We start from the raw sequence: 16,664 nt of genomic DNA, 5'->3' as shown, positions 1-16,664 counted from the left end.
GGTGTGACCCACCGCGCAGGTGGAGTGGATCCGTCCGCGTCACGCGCACGGGTCCACTCCACCTCAGGCGGCGATGACACAGCCGCCTTCCGCGCCACGTGGGAGGACCCCGCTACCCCCCCACCGCTCGCAGGCTCGCGCTGGGCCCCTGCCGCGGGGCCGCCGTCGCTCGCTGGCGCTCGCTGCGATGCTCCCGCGGCTGTCAGGCGGCGACCGGCTGCTCCAGGACCGCCGTCAGCAGCGAGTGCAGGTTCTCCAGCAGCGCCACGTCGCGCAGCGGCGTCCGCCGGTCGGGGCCGACCGGCACCTTGAGCGAGATGGTGTCGACGGCCGCCTTGTAGGTCGCGCCGTCGGCCAGCCGGGCCAGGCGCATCTGCTGGGACTCGCGCAGCGGGACCGGCGAGATGCGGATGGCGCGGCCCTGCAGCGACACCTCGGTGATGCCGAAGCGCCGCACCGCCGCCCGGAAGCGGGCGACGGCGAGCAGGTTGAGCACCGGCGCCGGCGGGGTGCCGTAGCGGTCGGTGAGCTCGTCGAGCACCGCCTGCGCCTGCTCGTCGCTCTGCACGGAGGCCACCTTGCGGTAGGCCTCCATCCGCAGCCGCTCGCCGGGCACGTAGTCGTGCGGCAGGTGCGCGTCGACCGGGAGGTCCACCCGGACGTCGGCGGGCTCGGCCGGGGCCTCCTCGCCGGACAGCTGGGCCCGGTAGTCGGTGACCGCCTCGCCGACCAGCCGGACGTAGAGGTCGAAGCCGACCCCGGCGATGTGCCCGGACTGCTCGCCGCCGAGCAGGTTGCCCGAGCCGCGGATCTCGAGGTCCTTCATCGCCACGGCCATGCCGGCGCCGAGGTCGGTGTTGTGCGCGATCGTGGTCAGCCGGTCGACCGAGGTCTCGGTCAGCGGCCGCGACGGGTCGTAGGTGAAGTACGCGTAGGCCCGCTCGCGGCCACGGCCGACGCGACCGCGGATCTGGTGCAGCTGCGAGAGGCCGAAGGTGTCGGCGCGGTCGACGATCAGCGTGTTGGCGTTGGGGATGTCCAGGCCCGACTCGACGATCGTCGTCGCGATCAGGACGTCGTACTCCTTCTCCCAGAAGCCGACCATGATCCGCTCGAGCTCGTGCTCCTTCATCTGCCCGTGGCCGACGGCGACGCGGGCCTCGGGCACCAGGTTGCGGATCTTCGCGGCGGCCTTGTCGATCGACTGCACCCGGTTGTGGATCACGAACACCTGGCCGTCGCGCAGCAGCTCGCGGCGGATCGCGGCGGCCATCTGCTTGTCGTCCCACGCGCCGACGTAGGTCAGCACCGGGTGCCGCTCCTCCGGCGGGGTCAGGATCGTCGACATCTCGCGGATGCCGGTCAGGCTCATCTCCAGGGTGCGCGGGATCGGGGTGGCCGACATCGACAGGACGTCGACCGCCGTCCGCATGGTCTTCAGGTACTCCTTGTGCTCGACGCCGAAGCGCTGCTCCTCGTCGACGATGACCAGCCCGAGGTCCTTCCAGCGGGTCGTCGGCTGCAGCAGCCGGTGGGTGCCGACGAGCACGTCCACCTCGCCGCGGGCCAGCTCCTCGAGGATCTGCCGGGTCTCGGCGTCGGACTGGAAGCGGGAGAGCACCTGCACCTTCACCGGGAACTGGGCGAACCGCTCGGAGAAGGTCTTGAAGTGCTGGTTGGCCAGCAGCGTCGTCGGCACCAGGACGGCGACCTGCTTGCCGTCCTGCACCGCCTTGAACGCCGCCCGGACGGCGATCTCGGTCTTCCCGTAGCCGACGTCGCCGCAGATGATCCGGTCCATCGGGACCGGGTTCTGCATGTCGGCCTTGACCTCGTCGATCGCGGCCAGCTGGTCGGGGGTCTCCTGGAACGGGAAGGCGTCCTCGAGCTCGCGCTGCCAGACGGTGTCCGGGCCGAAGGCGTGGCCCTTGGTCGCCATCCGCGCCGAGTACAGCCGGATCAGCTCCGCGGCGATCTGCTTCACCGCCCGGCGCGCCTGGCCCTTGGTCTTCTGCCAGTCGGCGCCGCCGAGCTTGGACAGCGCGGGCGCCTCCCCGCCGACGTAGCGGGTGAGCTGGTCGAGGGCGTCGGTGGGCACGAACAGCCGGTCCGGCGGCTGGTTCCGCTTGGACGGCGCGTACTCGACGATCAGGTAGTCGCGCTGCCCGCCGTTGACCGTGCGGCTGACCATCTCGATGTAGCGGCCGATGCCGTGGTGCTCGTGGACGACGAGGTCGCCGGGCTGCAGCTGCACCAGGTCGACGGCGTTGCGGCGGCGCGCCGGCATCTTGACCGCGTCGCGCATCGTCGTCCCGCGCGAGCCGGTGAGGTCGTGCTCGGTGAGCAGCGCCAGGCCCACGCCGGGGAAGGCGAAGCCGGCCTCCAGGTTGCCCTGGGTGACGTGGGTCAGCCGCGGCTCGGGGGCGGTGGCGATGTCGGGGACCAGCCGGGTGCCGAGGTCGGCCTCGGTGAACTGGTCGGCGGCGCGCTGCGCGGGGCCGGGCCCGGCGAAGGTGACGACGACCCGCCACCCGTCGCGCTGCCAGCCCCGCATCGTGTCGATGGCCTTCGGCACGTCGCCGGCGAAGCGCTCCACCGTCGCGGCGTCGAGGGTGACGTGGGTGTCGTCGTCCTCGCTGCTGAGGGTGAAGGCCCCCGTGGTCCACCACGGCAGGCCCCGCCCGCGGGCGGCGGACTCGACGTCGGCGAGGTCGCGGAAGGACGACGCCCCGAGGTCCAGCGGCGCCTCCCCGGCCTCGGCGGCGGTGGCCCACGACGCGGCGAGGAACTCCTCGGCGGTGCGGACCAGGTCGGCGGCCCGGCTGCGCACCCGCTCGGGGTCGCAGACCAGGACGTGGGTGCCCTTCGGGAGCAGGTCGGTGAGCAGCTGGAGGTCGCCCTCGATCAGCGCCGGGGTCAGCGACTCCATGCCCTCGACGGCGATCCCCTCGGCGAGCTTGCCGAGGACCTCCAGGAGGGCGGGGTGCTCGACGGCCAGCGCCGCCGCCCGCGCGCGCACCTGGTCGGTGAGCAGCAGCTCGCGGCACGGCGGGGCCCACAGGCGGTCGGGGCGCTCGTCGAGGGATCGCTGGTCGGCGGCGGAGAAGTAGCGCAGCTCGTCGACCTCGTCGCCCCAGAACTCCACGCGCACCGGGTGCGGCTCGGTCGGCGGGAAGACGTCGAGCAGGCCGCCGCGGACGGCGAACTCGCCGCGCTTCTCCACCAGCTCCACGCGGGTGTAGGCGGCGTCGGCCAGCGCGCGGGCGACGTCGTCGAGCTCGGCGGTGTCGCCCGGCCGCAGCTCCACCGGGGTGAGGTCGCCCAGCCCGGGGGCCAGCGGCTGGAGCACGCTGCGCACCGGTGCGACCAGCACGTCGATGGCGCCGCCCACGCCGGGGTGCGTGAGGTCGCGGAGCACGGCCAGCCGGCGGCCGACGGTGTCCGCGCGCGGGGACAGCCGCTCGTGCGGCAGCGTCTCCCACGCCGGGAAGACCTCGGTGCGCCGGTCCGGGAGGAAGCAGCGCAGCTGGTCGGCGACGGCGTCGGCGTCCCGCTCCCCCGCGGTCACGACGAGGACGGGGACGCCGCCCTCACCGCCGGACGCCGCCAGCGCGGCGGCGACCAGCGGTTGCACCGACGGCGGTGCGGTGACCGCCAGCTCCGCGGTCCCGGCGGCGGCCACGACGCGGGCCATGCCGGGGTCGGTGAGGACGACGTCGAGCACGCCGCGCAGGGTCACGAGACCGTCTCCTGAAGCTCCGGGCCACGCACGTCGCGCCGGGTGCGCGGGGGGCCGGGTCCCCAGGTTAGTCCGCGGGGAGGACGACTGCCTCCGCCGCAGGTCAGGACATCAGGGCGTGGGCGGCCGGGGCCGGCGTCGCGATGGCGGCGAGCGCCTTGCGCAGGAACGAGCTCGAGGTGTGCATCGTGTAGGGGAAGTAGCGCACCTCGACGCCCACCGCGGCGAAGTCGCGCTCCAACTTCTCGCCCTTGGGGGTCCCGCGCCAGTCGTCGCCCTTGAAGATGACGTCGAAGCGGACCTCGCGCCAGGTGTCGATCTTGTCGGGCACGACCTCGGCGTGGACGTCGTCGACGAAGCGCAGCGAGCGCACGATCTCCAGCCGCTCGGCGAGCGGGATGACCGGCAGCCGGCCCTTCGTCTGCAGCAGCATCTCGTCGGAGACGACCCCGGCGATCAGGTGGTCGCAGTGCTCGGCGGCGTGCTTGAGGATGTTGAGGTGCCCGATGTGGAACAGGTCGTAGGCACCCGGCGCGTAGCCGATGACGGTCATGGGATCCCCCGATCCTCCCGAGGCGCAGCGTCCCGCGACGGGACCGCTCGCCAGATCACGCTGAGTGACGCAGGAGCGACATCCGTGGCGCTCGACTGCGCGAACACGGGGAAAAGTAGCCCAGCGCGATCACGCATGGTGAGGTCCGCGGAGTTCTTCACCCCTTCGGGCGGCCCTCATCGGCGGCGGTGACCGGGGGGGTCCACCCCGGCGCCGGGCCGGTGCCCCCCGGAGGGGTGACACCGTCTCCTCGGCCGGCTCCGGGGGCCCGACCTGCGGGTTATGTTCGCCGCTCCGACTGGGGGACGTGTCCCGCGGGCGCACGCCGGACCGGCGGTCCCCGCCCGACGGGACGCACGCGGGCAGGGAGCACACGGCATGGAGCTGATCGACTACCTCACGGCGCTGCGGCGGCACTGGGCCATCTGGGTCGGCGCGACGCTGGTCGGCGCGGTGGCCGCGCTGGCCGTCTTCGCGGGAACGTCGAAGACCTACGAGGCCACCGCCACCGTGTTCGTCTCGGTCTCCCCCTCCATCCCCAACAGCGCCTCGTTCGTGCAGCAGCGGGTGACCAGTTACCCCGAGCTCGTCGCCAGCGAGGCCGTGCTGGCCCCGGTCCGCCGGGAGCTGGACCTCGACGACTCGCTGGCCGACCTGCGCGCGCGGGTGTCGGCGGTCAACCCCCCGGACACCACGCAGCTGCACGTCACCGTGAGCGGGCCCGACCCCGACGAGGTGGCCGCGATCGCCAACGCCGTCGCCGACCGCTTCGCCGACGTCGTCGAGACGCTGGAGACCCCGTCGTCGGGCGACGAGCCGGTGCACCTCACCGTCGCCGACCCCGCGGTCGCACCGACCTCGCCCGTCGCACCGGTCCTGCTCCACCTGCTGGCGCTGGGGGTGCTCGCCGGCCTGCTCCTCGGCCTGGCCGCGGCGATCGTCCGCAGCCGCCTGGACACCACGCTGCACACCGGGGACGACGTGCGCCGCGTGTGGGGTGAGGACGACGCGACCGAGCTGGTCGTCCAGCCCTCCGGCCGGGCCCAGCGCAGCGTGCTGACCGGACAGTCGGCCACCGTGCTCGCCCGCCGGCTGGAGGCGCGGGCCGAGGAGCGGCCGGTGCGCGTCGTCCTGCTCTCGCCCTCGCCGTCGGAGACGCAGACCGCCCGCGCCCTCGCCGAGGAGGTGGCCGAGGTGCTGCGCGACCGCGGGGTGAGCGCCACCGTGAGCGGTCCGGAGTCCGTGGGCGCCCCTGTCGCCGACCGCGGGCCGCGCGTCCGCCTGGAGGTCGGCGACCCCCTGGCCGCCGTGCGGGTCTGGAAGCACGTGGCCGAGCACCACGACGGCGTCGTCCTCGTGGTGGCCGCTGGGCGGGTCGACGGCGAGGAGCTGCACGAGCTGCGCGGCATCCTGCGCTCGGCCGGCATCGCCCCGCTCGCCCTCGCGCTCATCCGCCCGCGCCGCCGGCCGCTGCGTGCGGCGGCGGAGTCGCGCACCGCGGAGCCGGCGCCGGTCGCCGAGCGGCCCCCGGCCGCCGGGAAGAAGCGGCCCACGGTGAGCGGCTCCGCCCGCGGCTGAGCGGGCCCCAGCACCTCTCGACGACGGCCGGTCCGGGACACACGTCCCGGACCGGCCGTCGTCGTCCCACGCCCCGGTGGGGACGTGTCCTCGCGAGCGGTGCACCGGGGTCGCGGGCGGGCCGGCCCACGGGCCCGCACGAAGGACGGCGGGCTGACGGTGGGGCACCGCCGGTGCCGCTGCCGGGGCCGGACCAGGTGTCCGCTCGACGGCGGCCGCGGCACCCGCCTCGTGCTCACGGGCCGGCTGCGCTGCCTCCGCTGGGCGCGCCGCGAGCACCGACGCACCCTGTGCACTCCGGCCCGGGGTGGAGGGAGGGCGACACCGGCTGCCCGGTTCGCCGCGGACGCCGTCGGGGACGCGCCCGCAGGAGCACCCCCTGCACCGCGTATCCGGCGAGCCGTGCGAGTCCGGACCTTCCCGGGTCGACGGCGTCCGGCCCGGAGGCCCGTGCTGGGTCAGGTCGACGGCGTCCGGCCCGGCGGGCAGGCCGCGGTCGACCCGCAGGGCGCGGTCGACCCGCAGGGCGCGGTCGACCCGCAGGGCGCGGTCGACCCGCAGAGCGGGAATGAGCTGCAGAGCGGGGTCGACCCGTGGGGCGGGGTCGACCCGCAGAACGGGGCCGGGCCGCAGGACGCCGTCCGCGAGCGGACGCACCGCCGGTCAGCGGGTGAGCGCCCCCGAGCGCGGAGCGGTCGCGGGACCGGTCGGCGTGGGTGCGCCGTCGTCCGTGTCCTCGGCGGCCAGCCGCCGGCGGGACCCGCCCTCGGCCAGCAGCGACGCGGCGAGGAAGGCGAGGAAGTCCGGCGTCGCGTCGAACAGCCCGCTCTCCAGCACGCTGCGGCCGAGCAGGAAGACCAGCAGCCCGAGGAACAGCGCCCGGTGGACGCGCGGGGCCAGGAGCGCGCCGCGCACGGCCCACAACGCCCAGATCCCCGCGACGAGGAGGCCGAGCAGTCCGGCCTGCACGAGGAGGGACATCCAGCTGCTGTCCAGCGGCTGCTCGTCCCAGTACTGGCCCTTCACCCGGATGATCTTGACCGAGAGGCCGCCGCCGAAGGCGAGCTGCCACCGGTCGTCGGCCCAGGTCGTCGCGGCGTCCCAGGCGACGAAGCGGGACTGCACGGTGCTGGTGCCCTCGCCGTCCCGCTCGAGGAAGGAGCTCAGCGCATCGGTGCCGAACACGGCCACCACGGCGCCGACCGCCCCCAGCAGGCCGCCGACGACCATCCCCACCGGGGCGCGGCGCACGTGCACCGCCATGACCAGCAGCGCGGGCAGCAGCATGAGCAGCGCGGTCCGGGAACCGGTGCACCACAGGACGCCGAGCGCCACGACGGCCACGGCCGCCGTGCCCACGCCGGCCCCGCCCACCGCGATCCGCCACCCGGCGTAGAGCACGACCAGGGAGGCCAGGAGGGCCAGCTCGTTGGGGGCCATCTGCGGGAAGCCGCCGGCGAGCCGGCCGCTGGACAGCGTGGGCAGGCCGGTCACCGCCGCCACCCCGCCGATGACCGCGCAGGCGCGCGCCAGGGCGGCGAAGAACTGCGCAGTCGTGTAGCAGCGCAGCAGCAGCACGACGGTGAGGGCGATGATCGTCACGCGGACGGCGATGATCCCGCCGGCCGTCAGCGGCCCGTGGGTGAGCGCCCCGAGCACCGTGGTGGCCAGCAGGATGCCCAGCGCCCACAGCGTGCCGGTGCCCACCCGCAGGTGCGGGCGGCGCGTGCCGAAGAACGCCACGGTCAGGGCGAGCACGCTCAGCGCGCCCTTCGCGACGACGACCGGGTCGAGCGAGCCGGTGAAGTAGGTGCCGCGCCGCCAGCCCACGGTGGTGAGGACGAGCAGCAGCATGCAGCACAGCAGGCGCACCGGCACCGAGGTCGCGGGCGCCTCCCGCTCCCCCGCCCTCACGCCGGCACCGCCTGCGCGGCCGGACGGCGGGCTGCGCGCCGCACCAGGGGGACGACGACCGACTGCCGGACGGCCAGCGCGGTGAGCACCGGGCCGGCGGCGAGCGCGAACGGCACCCAGGCCACCGCGTCCGGCGCGACCAGCACGAGCGCGGCGACGGCGCCGAGCGACACGAACTCCACCGCGCGCAGCGCGAGGACCCGGCGCTGCTCACCGTGCACCGACGCCAGCGACGCGTACGGCAACAGCAGCGCGGCGCCGGCGGCGTACGCCGTCCAGCCGGTGACGGCGGCCAGGGGGACGACGTAGTCGCCGCCGCTCAGGGCCGGCCCGAGCCACGGCAGCAGGACGACGGCCGCCAGCCCGAGCGCGCCGACCCCCGCGACGAGGCCGACCGACGCCCGGTCGGCGACCCGCAGGCCGGCGGACGGGCCCTGGTCGCGCAGGCCGACGTAGTGCGGCAGCAGGAACGACGCGATGCCGGCGATGAGCGTGAGCATGGGCGCGGTGTAGACCCGCGCCGCCTCCAGCGGGCCGTACGCGGCGGCCCCGACCATGCCGACGACCAGCAGCCGCAGCAGCGTGAGCGACCCCGGCCGGACCGTCTGCGCGGCCGCGCGCCAGACCCCGAAGTCGGCGACGGCGCGCAGGCCGGGCCGGCGCCAGGGACCGGCCGGCCGCTCGCCGGCGGGGACCAGCCACCACGCGACGACGGCCGCGGCGGCCTGCCCGGCGAGCAGCGCGACGACGAACGAGCTCAGCGTCACCTCGCCGGCCAGGCCGGCCAGCCCGAGGGCGGTCATCGCCCCGACCAGGCTGGTCCCGTCCACCGCCGGCAGCGCCCCGTAGCGACCGGTGGCCATCAGCAGCCGGCGCAGGGTGTCCTCGACCACGAACGCCGCGCACGCGGGGGCCAGCAGCAGGCCCGCCCACACCGGCACCAGGCCGCTGACCAGGGCGGCGAGCGCCCCGGCCAGCCCGGCGGCGGCGGAGACGACGACGGTCCAGACGTGCAGGCCGGCCCGCACCGCCCGGTCGTGCCGGTCCAGCACGGTCAGCGAGTCGCCGACCATGCCGCTGCACACCGCCGTCACGAGCACCAGCGCCCCGTAGACGAGGGAGAACACGGCCAGCCCGCCGGCGCCGAGCAGCCGGGCCGCGGTGACCTGCAGCGCCAGACCGGCCAGCGCCATCGTCGCCTGTCCGACGACGGCGGTCGTGGCGCGCCGGCGAAGCAGGCGGAGCAGGGAGGAGGTCACGGCCGGGCCCGCCTCAGCGGCTCTCGACCGGCGTCGCGCTGCCGACGCGGCGCACCCGGACCTCGTGGCGGAGGAGCCGGGCGACGATGTGGGCGCGGCCGTCGCGCGGGCTGACGTAGCACCGCGGCAAGGTGTGCCGGTCCCCCGGGTCGTAGTCGCCGGTGACGCAGGCGTTGTCGTAGCCGGCGGCGCGGACGGCGTCGGCCGCCGCGGCGTCGTAGGCGCCGTACGGGTAGCAGAACCCGGGCACCTCCGCCTGGAGGACGTCCTCGAGCAGCCGCCGGCTGTCGGTCACCTCGGCGGCCAGCACGTCCGGGTCGGCGCCGGCCAGCCGGGCGTGGCTGACCGTGTGACTGCCCACCTCGTGCCCCGCGGCGGCCACCGCACGGACCTGGTCGGCGGTCATGATCGGGAACTGCGGCCCGGTGTCCCACGAGTTGGTGGCGCCCATGTGCCCGGCGACGACGTACACCGTCGCCGTCATGCCGTGGCGCTGCAGGACCGGCACCGCGGTGGTGAGGAAGTCCGCGTACCCGTCGTCGAAGGTCAAGCCGACCAGGCCCGCGGCCTGGCCCCGGTCGACGGCGCGGACCAGCTCGGTCTGCGAGACGCCGCGCAGGCCGAGCCGGCGCAGCAGCCGCAGGTGCCGGTCCAGGCGGTCGGGGTGCACGCGGATGCGGTGCGGGTCGGGCTCGGTCGAGGCGCTGATCGAGTGGTACATCAGCACCGCGGGAACGCGCGGGCTGCCGGCGGCGCTCATGCCGCCGCTCCGGACTCGACGACCGGCTCGGCCGCGGACCCGACGGCGGTGCCGGGTGCGGGGAGCGGCGTGCCCAGGGCGGCGACGGCGTCGATCAGCTCGGCCGCGTACCGCTCGGGGGCCGACCGCCGCCGCGCGACGTCGGCGTCGGCCAGCGCGGCCTGACGGAACCGCGGCCAGTCGGCGGCCACCCGGGCGACCGCGTCGGCCCAGGCGCCCGGGTCCCCCTCCGGGACGGCCTGCGTGCTCGCGTACCCGGCGGCGGCCTCCCGCAGGCCGCTGTGGTCGCTGACCACGAGGGGCCGGGCGGCCAGGACCGCCTCCACCGCGGTGTTGCCGAACGACTCCTCGCCCTGGGCCGGCACCAGCACCACGTCGGCGTCGGCCAGGTGCGGCCAGACGTCGGCGCGGAAGCCGAGGAACTCCACCCGGTCGGCGAGGCCGGCGTCGGTCACGGCGGCGCGCAGCTCCTCGGCGAACCACTCGTAGCCCGGGAAGACCGAGCCCACGACGGTGAGGCGGGCGTCCACGCCGCGGCGGCGCAGCTCCTGCAGCGCGGCGACCGCGACCTGCGGGCCCTTGCGCGGGTTGAGCCGGCCGACGAACAGCAGCCGCAGCGGACCGTCCAGCCGCGGCCGGGCCGGGACCACCTCGGCGGGGCCGCGCACCGCGTTGTGCACCACGGTGGCGCGCCGGCGCAGCCGCGGGGCCACGTCGGTGAGGACGTCGAGCGTGAAGCGGCTGTTCGCGACCACCCGGTCGGACAGCGCCGGGCACAGCGCCATCCCGCGGCGCAGCAGCCGGGGCGCCGACTGCTCGGCCTCGTGCACGTGGCAGATCGACCGCCGGCTGGCCAGCCGGGCCAGCAGCGGCCACGAGGGCAGGGTCAGGGTGCTGACGTAGACGCCGGCGCCGCCGTGCCGGCGCAGCAGCCGCAGGGCGGGCAGCACGCCGCGGACGGCGTCGGCGAGCAGTCGCAGGGCGCCCCGCGGCCGCAGCGCGGAGTTCCGCAGGACCGGCATGGGACAGGTCTGCACGCGCACGCCGTGCGCCTCGAGCTGCGGCACGAGGGGGCCGGGTGCGGGGACGGCGACGGTCACCGTGAAGTGGCCGGCCAGCGCGATCGCCGACTCCAGCAGCATCCGGTCCGCGCCGTAGAGCTCGGCACCCGGGTGCACCACCAGCAGGGGCGGGCGGATGCCGGGGGTCCGGTCGGTCATCGCGGCAGCCGGTCCATCTCGCGGAACCACTTCCGCAGGGCGAGGACGAGGAAGAGCCCCTCGGCCAGCCCGAGAGCCGCGTAGACCGGCACGAACACCGAGGTGGCCCCGAAGAGCACGAAGGTGCACGCGAGGACGCCGTAGTCGGTGGGCAGCGCCAGCAGCGAGCGGGCGATGCCGACCTGCCGGGTGGGGCCCTGCGCGCGGGTGGCGACGCCGTGCTGGGCGCGCAGCGCCTCGTTGAGCACCATCGCGAAGAAGATCACGACGTCGACGAAGCAGAAGCCCAGCGGGATGAGCAGCACGGCGGGGTCGACGTCGGTGAAGCGGTACAGGCCGATGGCCACGGCCAGGTGCAGGCTCGCGACCTTGGCGGCGTCGACCATGTGGTCCAGCCACTCCCCCGCGGGGGAGCCGCCGCCGCGCAGCCTGGCCAGCTGGCCGTCGGCGGCGTCCAGGCCGTAACCGAGGACCAGGCAGCCGGCGACGGCCAGGCCCATCGGCACCGACGGGGACACCAGGGCCAGCAGCGCGACACCGGTGGCGGTGAACGCGGCGCTGAGGGCGGTGACCTGGTTGGGGGTGCGCCCGGCGGTGAACGCCAGCGCGGCGAACAGGCGGCCCAGCGGCCGGTTCACGAACCGCGAGTAGAGCGGGGCCCCGTCCGCGCCCTTCTGCGCCGCGGACAGGCGGTCCAGCGTCGCCCGCAGACCCGGCCGCGGCACCGGGCCGGTCGGGCGCGGTGCGGCGACGACCGTCGTCCCTCGGCCCCCCTCCCCCACGTCGGCGAGGGCGTTCCGCATGCCGTCCACTGTGGCCTCCCGTGTTGCACCGAGCTGATCGGACGACTCGCCCCGTGCAGATGCGCACGCACCGTGTCATCGCTCCCCGTCAGCATCGCCACGCGGGGAGCCCGCCGGGAGTCCTGGCCCGACGCCCTCACCCGCACGGGTCACCCGGCCCCGGCGGCCCGTGGCCCCGGTCACCGCACAGCGCGAACGCGCGACGACCCACCGGCGCGGGTGCGCCGGTGGGTCGTCGGGAGGGTCGGGCCGGGGCCGTCAGGCCGCCGGACCGGTGAACAGCAGCAGCGGGGCGCCGGCCTGGTAGCCGACCTCGACGGTGATGAGGTCCCGGACGTCGGTCGGCACGCTGAACACGTACACGCCCTCGCCGGTCGCGCCGGGCTCCACCGTGCCGGTGAACGGCACCCGGGACGGGTCGTCCAGCGGGGAGGCCGGTGCCCGGTCGGCCCCGTAGGAGAGGTTGACCGAGACGCCGTCGAGCGAGACGGCCTCGGAGGTGCCGTTCTCGATGCGCAGCGTGAGCCGCAGCGCCGGACCGGCGACGTTGCCCGGGCCGACCGCGGTGCCGTCGATCGCCTCGACCGAGGCGATGGAGGCGACGATGCCGTTGCCCACGGCCGCGGGGGCGTCGATCGCCACCTCCGGCAGCGAGGGCGGCGGCTCGTCGACGTTGTCGGTGGGCCCGGTCGGCGTCGGCGTCGGCGGCAGCGGCGCGACCGTCTCGTCCTCCGGCGCGCCGGAGGTGGGCGCCGCGCTGGTCGGCGCCGCCGCGGCTGTCCCGTCGCCGTCGGCACCGCGGATGACCAGCACCAGCGCGAGCGCCACGAGGACCACGAACGCCACCGCACCGGCGGCCACCAGGCGCCGACGGCGCGGTGCGGGCGACCTGCCGCCCGCGCCCGCCGGAGCCGTGCGCTGCTCGTCGTCCACTGCGTCTCCCCCGCGGCTCACTGCTGACCCGCCGGGAGGTGCTCGTCCGCCGGGGCGGGCGCGGGCACGGGCAGGGGCACGACCTGGGCCAGGTGCGGTCGCCGGACCGGCACCGGCCGGTCGGCCGCGGTGGCCCGCCGGCGGCCGCTGGGCCGCCGCTTCGGGAAGCGGCGCTCGGCCAGCACGCGGGCCAGTTCCTCGTAGCCGGCGGCGACCTCGTCCCAGTCGTAGCCGCGGGCCAGCGCGCGGGCGCGCTTCCCGGCGCGCACCGTCCCCAGCGGGTCGGCCTCCACAGCGACCACCTCGCGCGCGACGTCGGCGGGGGTGCGGAAGAAGCGGCCGGTGTCGGCCACGACCTCGCGGTTGAAGTCGACGTCGAAGGCGGTGACCGCCGCGCCGGCGCCGATCGCCCGCAGCAGCGAGGGGTTCGTGCCCCCCACCGAGTGACCGTGCAGGTAGGTGCAGCAGTTGGCGTAGAGCTGGTCGAGCAGCTCCTGGTCCCAGACGCCGCCGAGGAAGCGCACCCGGCCGTCGGCGCGGGCGTGCACGCGGCGGGTGTACTCGTCGGCGTAGGGCGCGGAGCCGACGACGACCAGCGGCTTGCGCGCGGTGCTGGCCGCGTACCCCTCGACGATCACGTCGACGTGGTTCTCCGGCTCGAAGCGGGCGACGACCAGGTGGTAGCCGCGCGGCTCGAGGCCGAGCTCGGCGAGCCGGTCGCTCCCCGGCTCGATCAGCGGCGCTCCGTAGGTGAGCAGCGTGGTGGGGGCGGCGAACGCGTCGCGGTAGTAGTCGGCGATGCCCTGCGCGTCGGCGATCAGCGCGTCGGACCAGCGGACGGCGAGCGCCTCGGCCACCCGGTAGTACCGGCGGCCGACCGGGCCCCACTTGGCCCGCTTCCACTCCAGCCCGTCGACGTGCGTCGCAACCGGGATCCGGGCGGCGCGCAGCACCGGCAGCAGCGGCGAGTTGGCCGCGTTGAAGACGATCGCGGCGTCGGTCCGGTGGGTGAGCAGGTGCCGCACCGACAGCGCGGTGTGGCTCAGCGTCTCCAGCGAGCGCTTCCGCGCGGCGGGCAGGTGCACGAGCTCCATGCCGAGGTGCTCCGCCGGCGGCGGTTCCTCCGCGCCGGGCACGGTGCGGCAGTAGACGACGACGCGGTGTCCACGGTCGGCCAGCCGGCGGCCGACCTCCTCGACGGCGGTCTCGAAGCCGCCGTAGCGCGCGGGGACACCGCGCGTGCCCACGAGGGCGATGCTCAAGCGGTCCACGGGATCTCCGTTCCTCGGCGTCCGAGCGGATCGGACGACACGGGGGTGCACTACGCACCGGTGCCGTCGCTCCCTGTGAGCATCGACGGCTGCGAGTTCCGGCGGGAGTCCACGCCGGACGCCCTCACCCGCACGGGTCACACCCGGGCGGGTGGCCCCCTGCAGGGCCCCGCCGCGAGCGTGCGAGGGGCGGGGGTAGGGGGTCCTTCTAGTAGGCGCCGGAACGGCCGAGGACGGCGCGCACCGTCTTGGCGAGGATGAGCAGGTCCATCGCCAGCGACCAGTTCTCGACGTAGCGCAGGTCGAGGCGGACGGCCTCCTCCCACGGCAGGTCGCTGCGCCCGGACACCTGCCACAGGCCGGTGAGGCCGGGCTTGACCAGCAGCCGCCGGTGCACGGAGGTGTCGTAGCGGGCCACCTCGCCGGGCAGCGGCGGGCGTGGCCCGACCAGCGACATGGTCCCGCCCAGGACGTTGAACAGCTGGGGCAGCTCGTCCAGCGACAGCCGGCGCAGCACCCGGCCGACCGGGGTGACCCGCGGGTCGACCCGCATCTTGAACAGCACGCCGTCGGAGATGTTCTGCGCCATGAGCGCGTCCACCTGGCGGTCGGCGTCGACGACCATGCTGCGGAACTTCAGCATGGTGAACGCCTGCCCGTTCACGCCCACCCGCTCCTGGCGGTAGAGGACGGGGCCGCGGCTGGTCAGCTTGACGGCGGCGGCGATGGTCAGGAGCACCGGGGCGAGGACGAGCAGCGCGAACGCGGCGGCGGCGCGGTCCAGGCCACCCTTCACCACCCGGCGCCAGCCCTCGAACCGCGGCTGCTCGACCGACAGCAGCGGCAGCCCCTCCAGCGGGCGGATGTGCAGCCGGGGGCCGGCGACCTCGATCAGGCCGGGGGCGACGAGCAGCTCGATGCCGGTGCCCTCGAGCTGCCAGGACAGCTGGCGCAGGTACTGGGCGGCGGTCTCGCTGGCCGAGGTGACCGCGATCGTGTCCGCGCCCAGCCGGCCGGCCAGGGCGACGACCTCGTCCAGCCCGCCGACGGGGACGCCGGCGGCGTCGGCCACGCGGGCCCGGTCGTCAGGGGTGACGCACGCGGCGACGACGTCCATGCCGGCGAACTGCTCCCGGCGCACCCGGCCGACCAGCTCCAGGACGGCGGTGCCGCGGCCGACCACGACCACCCGCTTGGTGCAGCGGCCGCGGGCGCGCAGTCCCCGCAGCGTGCACCGGGCGGCCCAGCGGCCGAGCAGGGTGACCAGGGTCAGCGCCGGGACGGCGACGACGACCAGCGCCCGGCTGAGGTCGAGACCGGCGGCGTAGGAGACGAAACCCGCCACGGCGAGCAGCAGGAACCCGGCCTTGCCGACCGCCCGGTACTCGTCGCTGCCGGTGCCGAACACCCGCTCCGAGTGGGCGCCGGTCGCCTGCAGCAGCACCGGCCACACGACGAGGAGCGCCAGGGCGGCCCAGAACAGGGACGTGCCGGGCGAGACGGCGGTCGGCCGGGTGACGAGGACGGCGGTCGCGGCGACCGCGGCGACGACCACCTCGAACACCGTGAGCGCGAGGGAGTACCGGCCGGCCCACGACGGCGGGCCGGACCGCGGCCGGACGCGCACGGCGTCGGCGTCGATGTCGGGCGGCCGGACGGCGGTCCCGAGTCGGATCCTGGAGTGGTCGAGCAGCACGGTTCCCCCTGAACGCGCGTGACGGTGTGTAGCCGATGTCACGCACACGAAGGAACGGTCAGCCGGTCACCAGCTCTTTTCCCCCGTCGCGACGCTCGGCGACCTCGTCACCATCACACCGCGTCACGAGAGGGTCAATGCGGAGAGTGAGCGTTCACCCGAACGGGAGCACGGAGCGTCACCCCGTCACCGGACGGGGGGACCACTCAGCTCCGGGGGTGGACGACGTTCTGCGCCGCCTCCAGGCCGCGGGCGAGGAGCTCCTCGGTCGCGTCGGCCGCATCGACGAGGAGCAGGTCGAGCTCCTTGCGCTCGGTGGCGGAGAAGTCCTTGAGGACGAAGTCGGCGGCGTCCTGCCGGCCGGGCGGGCGGCCGATGCCGACGCGCACCCGGAGGTAGTCCTTGGTGCCGGTGGACCGGGTGATCGACCGCAGCCCGTTGTGACCACCCTCGCCGCCGCCGCGCTTGAGCCGCACGCTGGCGAAGGGGATGTCGAGCTCGTCGTGCAGCACGACGAGGTCGGTGGCCGGGATGGAGTGGTAGTCCAGCAGGCCGCGCACCGGGCCACCGGACTCGTTCATGTAGCTCGTGGGGCGGGCCAGCACGACGCGGCGGCCGGCCAGCCGGCCCTCACCGATCAGCGTGCGGGCCCGCTTGCCCTTGCCCGGGGACAGCTTCACGCCGGCCCGGGCGGCCAGTTCGTCGAGCACCATCGCGCCGACGTTGTGCCGGTTGCCCGCGTAGGACGGGCCCGGGTTGCCCAGCCCCACGATGAGGAAGGGTCCCTCGGACACCGCAGCAGGGGGGGGGGGGGGGGGGGGGGGCGCGGCGGGGGGGGGGGGGGGGGGGGGGGGGGGGGGGGGGGGGGGGGGGGGGGGGGGGGGGGGGGGGGGGGGGGGGGCGGCGGGGGGGGGGGGGGGGGGGGGGGGGCTGGGCGG

General features: G+C 75.9%; 12 protein-coding genes. 1 reads left to right on the top strand and 11 read right to left on the bottom strand.

Annotation, left to right across the window (positions count from 1 at the left end):
• Positions 1–202 precede the first annotated feature (202 nt).
• Together mfd and ACI789_RS07080 are read right to left on the bottom strand one after the other, a co-directional pair.
• Entirely contained in the window at positions 203–3,739 is a 3,537-nt protein-coding gene (gene mfd / locus ACI789_RS07085) for a transcription-repair coupling factor (protein WP_457007487.1), read from the bottom strand.
• 103 nt (positions 3,740–3,842) lie between these two features.
• On the bottom strand, positions 3,843–4,292 hold the full coding sequence (locus tag ACI789_RS07080; protein WP_457007485.1) for an adenylyltransferase/cytidyltransferase family protein: 450 nt from the start codon (positions 4,290–4,292) through the stop codon (positions 3,843–3,845).
• Between the two features lie 378 nt (positions 4,293–4,670).
• Between ACI789_RS07080 and ACI789_RS07075 the strand changes: the two genes are divergently transcribed.
• Positions 4,671–5,870, top strand: coding sequence for a YveK family protein (locus ACI789_RS07075; RefSeq protein WP_457007483.1), 1,200 nt, complete (start codon positions 4,671–4,673; stop codon positions 5,868–5,870).
• Between the two features lie 663 nt (positions 5,871–6,533).
• Here the strand turns inward: ACI789_RS07075 and ACI789_RS07070 are convergent.
• From ACI789_RS07070 to pth, 9 genes are all read right to left on the bottom strand, one after another.
• A complete protein-coding gene (locus tag ACI789_RS07070) occupies positions 6,534–7,784 on the bottom strand; it encodes an O-antigen ligase family protein (RefSeq protein ID WP_457007481.1) in 1,251 nt (416 codons plus the stop codon).
• Positions 7,781–9,043: a hypothetical protein gene (locus ACI789_RS07065; RefSeq protein ID WP_457007479.1), complete on the bottom strand. Its 1,263-nt coding sequence runs from the start codon at positions 9,041–9,043 to the stop codon at positions 7,781–7,783. The genes ACI789_RS07070 and ACI789_RS07065 overlap by 4 nt, the downstream gene beginning before the upstream one ends.
• Before the next feature lie 13 nt (positions 9,044–9,056).
• Positions 9,057–9,803 (bottom strand): polysaccharide deacetylase family protein, encoded by a 747-nt coding sequence (locus tag ACI789_RS07060; protein WP_457007477.1) that lies wholly within the window; start codon positions 9,801–9,803, stop codon positions 9,057–9,059.
• On the bottom strand, positions 9,800–11,023 hold the full coding sequence (locus ACI789_RS07055; protein ID WP_457007475.1) for a glycosyltransferase: 1,224 nt from the start codon (positions 11,021–11,023) through the stop codon (positions 9,800–9,802). The genes ACI789_RS07060 and ACI789_RS07055 overlap by 4 nt, the downstream gene beginning before the upstream one ends.
• Positions 11,020–11,826: a CDP-alcohol phosphatidyltransferase family protein gene (locus ACI789_RS07050; protein ID WP_457007473.1), complete on the bottom strand. Its 807-nt coding sequence runs from the start codon at positions 11,824–11,826 to the stop codon at positions 11,020–11,022. The genes ACI789_RS07055 and ACI789_RS07050 overlap by 4 nt, the downstream gene beginning before the upstream one ends.
• Before the next feature lie 258 nt (positions 11,827–12,084).
• Positions 12,085–12,759, bottom strand: coding sequence for a hypothetical protein (locus ACI789_RS07045; protein WP_457007471.1), 675 nt, complete (start codon positions 12,757–12,759; stop codon positions 12,085–12,087).
• Positions 12,760–12,776: 17 nt separating this feature from the next.
• On the bottom strand, positions 12,777–14,030 hold the full coding sequence (locus ACI789_RS07040; RefSeq protein ID WP_457007469.1) for a DUF1972 domain-containing protein: 1,254 nt from the start codon (positions 14,028–14,030) through the stop codon (positions 12,777–12,779).
• A gap of 208 nt (positions 14,031–14,238) precedes the next feature.
• The gene (locus ACI789_RS07035; RefSeq protein ID WP_457007467.1) at positions 14,239–15,726 is read right to left on the bottom strand and encodes a sugar transferase; all 1,488 of its coding nucleotides are present in this window, start codon (positions 15,724–15,726) and stop codon (positions 14,239–14,241) included.
• A 206-nt stretch (positions 15,727–15,932) separates the two neighbouring features.
• Positions 15,933–16,520: an aminoacyl-tRNA hydrolase gene (pth, locus tag ACI789_RS07030; RefSeq protein WP_457007465.1), complete on the bottom strand. Its 588-nt coding sequence runs from the start codon at positions 16,518–16,520 to the stop codon at positions 15,933–15,935.
• Positions 16,521–16,664 lie beyond the last annotated feature (144 nt).

This window comes from Geodermatophilus sp. SYSU D00965, from assembly GCF_054050075.1.
Note: the sequence above shows the minus strand (reverse complement) of the source record. Positions and strands in the feature narration are given on the sequence as shown.

What these genes read in the sequence shown, in the direction of transcription:
- ACI789_RS07050 (WP_457007473.1), bottom strand. Translation starts at nt 11,826, where the DNA reads ATGCGGAACGCCCTCGCCGACGTGGGGGAGGGGGGCCGAGGGACGACG.
- ACI789_RS07075 (WP_457007483.1), top strand. Translation starts at nt 4,671, where the DNA reads ATGGAGCTGATCGACTACCTCACGGCGCTGCGGCGGCACTGGGCCATC.
- ACI789_RS07055 (WP_457007475.1), bottom strand. Translation starts at nt 11,023, where the DNA reads ATGACCGACCGGACCCCCGGCATCCGCCCGCCCCTGCTGGTGGTGCAC.
- ACI789_RS07060 (WP_457007477.1), bottom strand. Translation starts at nt 9,803, where the DNA reads ATGAGCGCCGCCGGCAGCCCGCGCGTTCCCGCGGTGCTGATGTACCAC.
- ACI789_RS07080 (WP_457007485.1), bottom strand. Translation starts at nt 4,292, where the DNA reads ATGACCGTCATCGGCTACGCGCCGGGTGCCTACGACCTGTTCCACATC.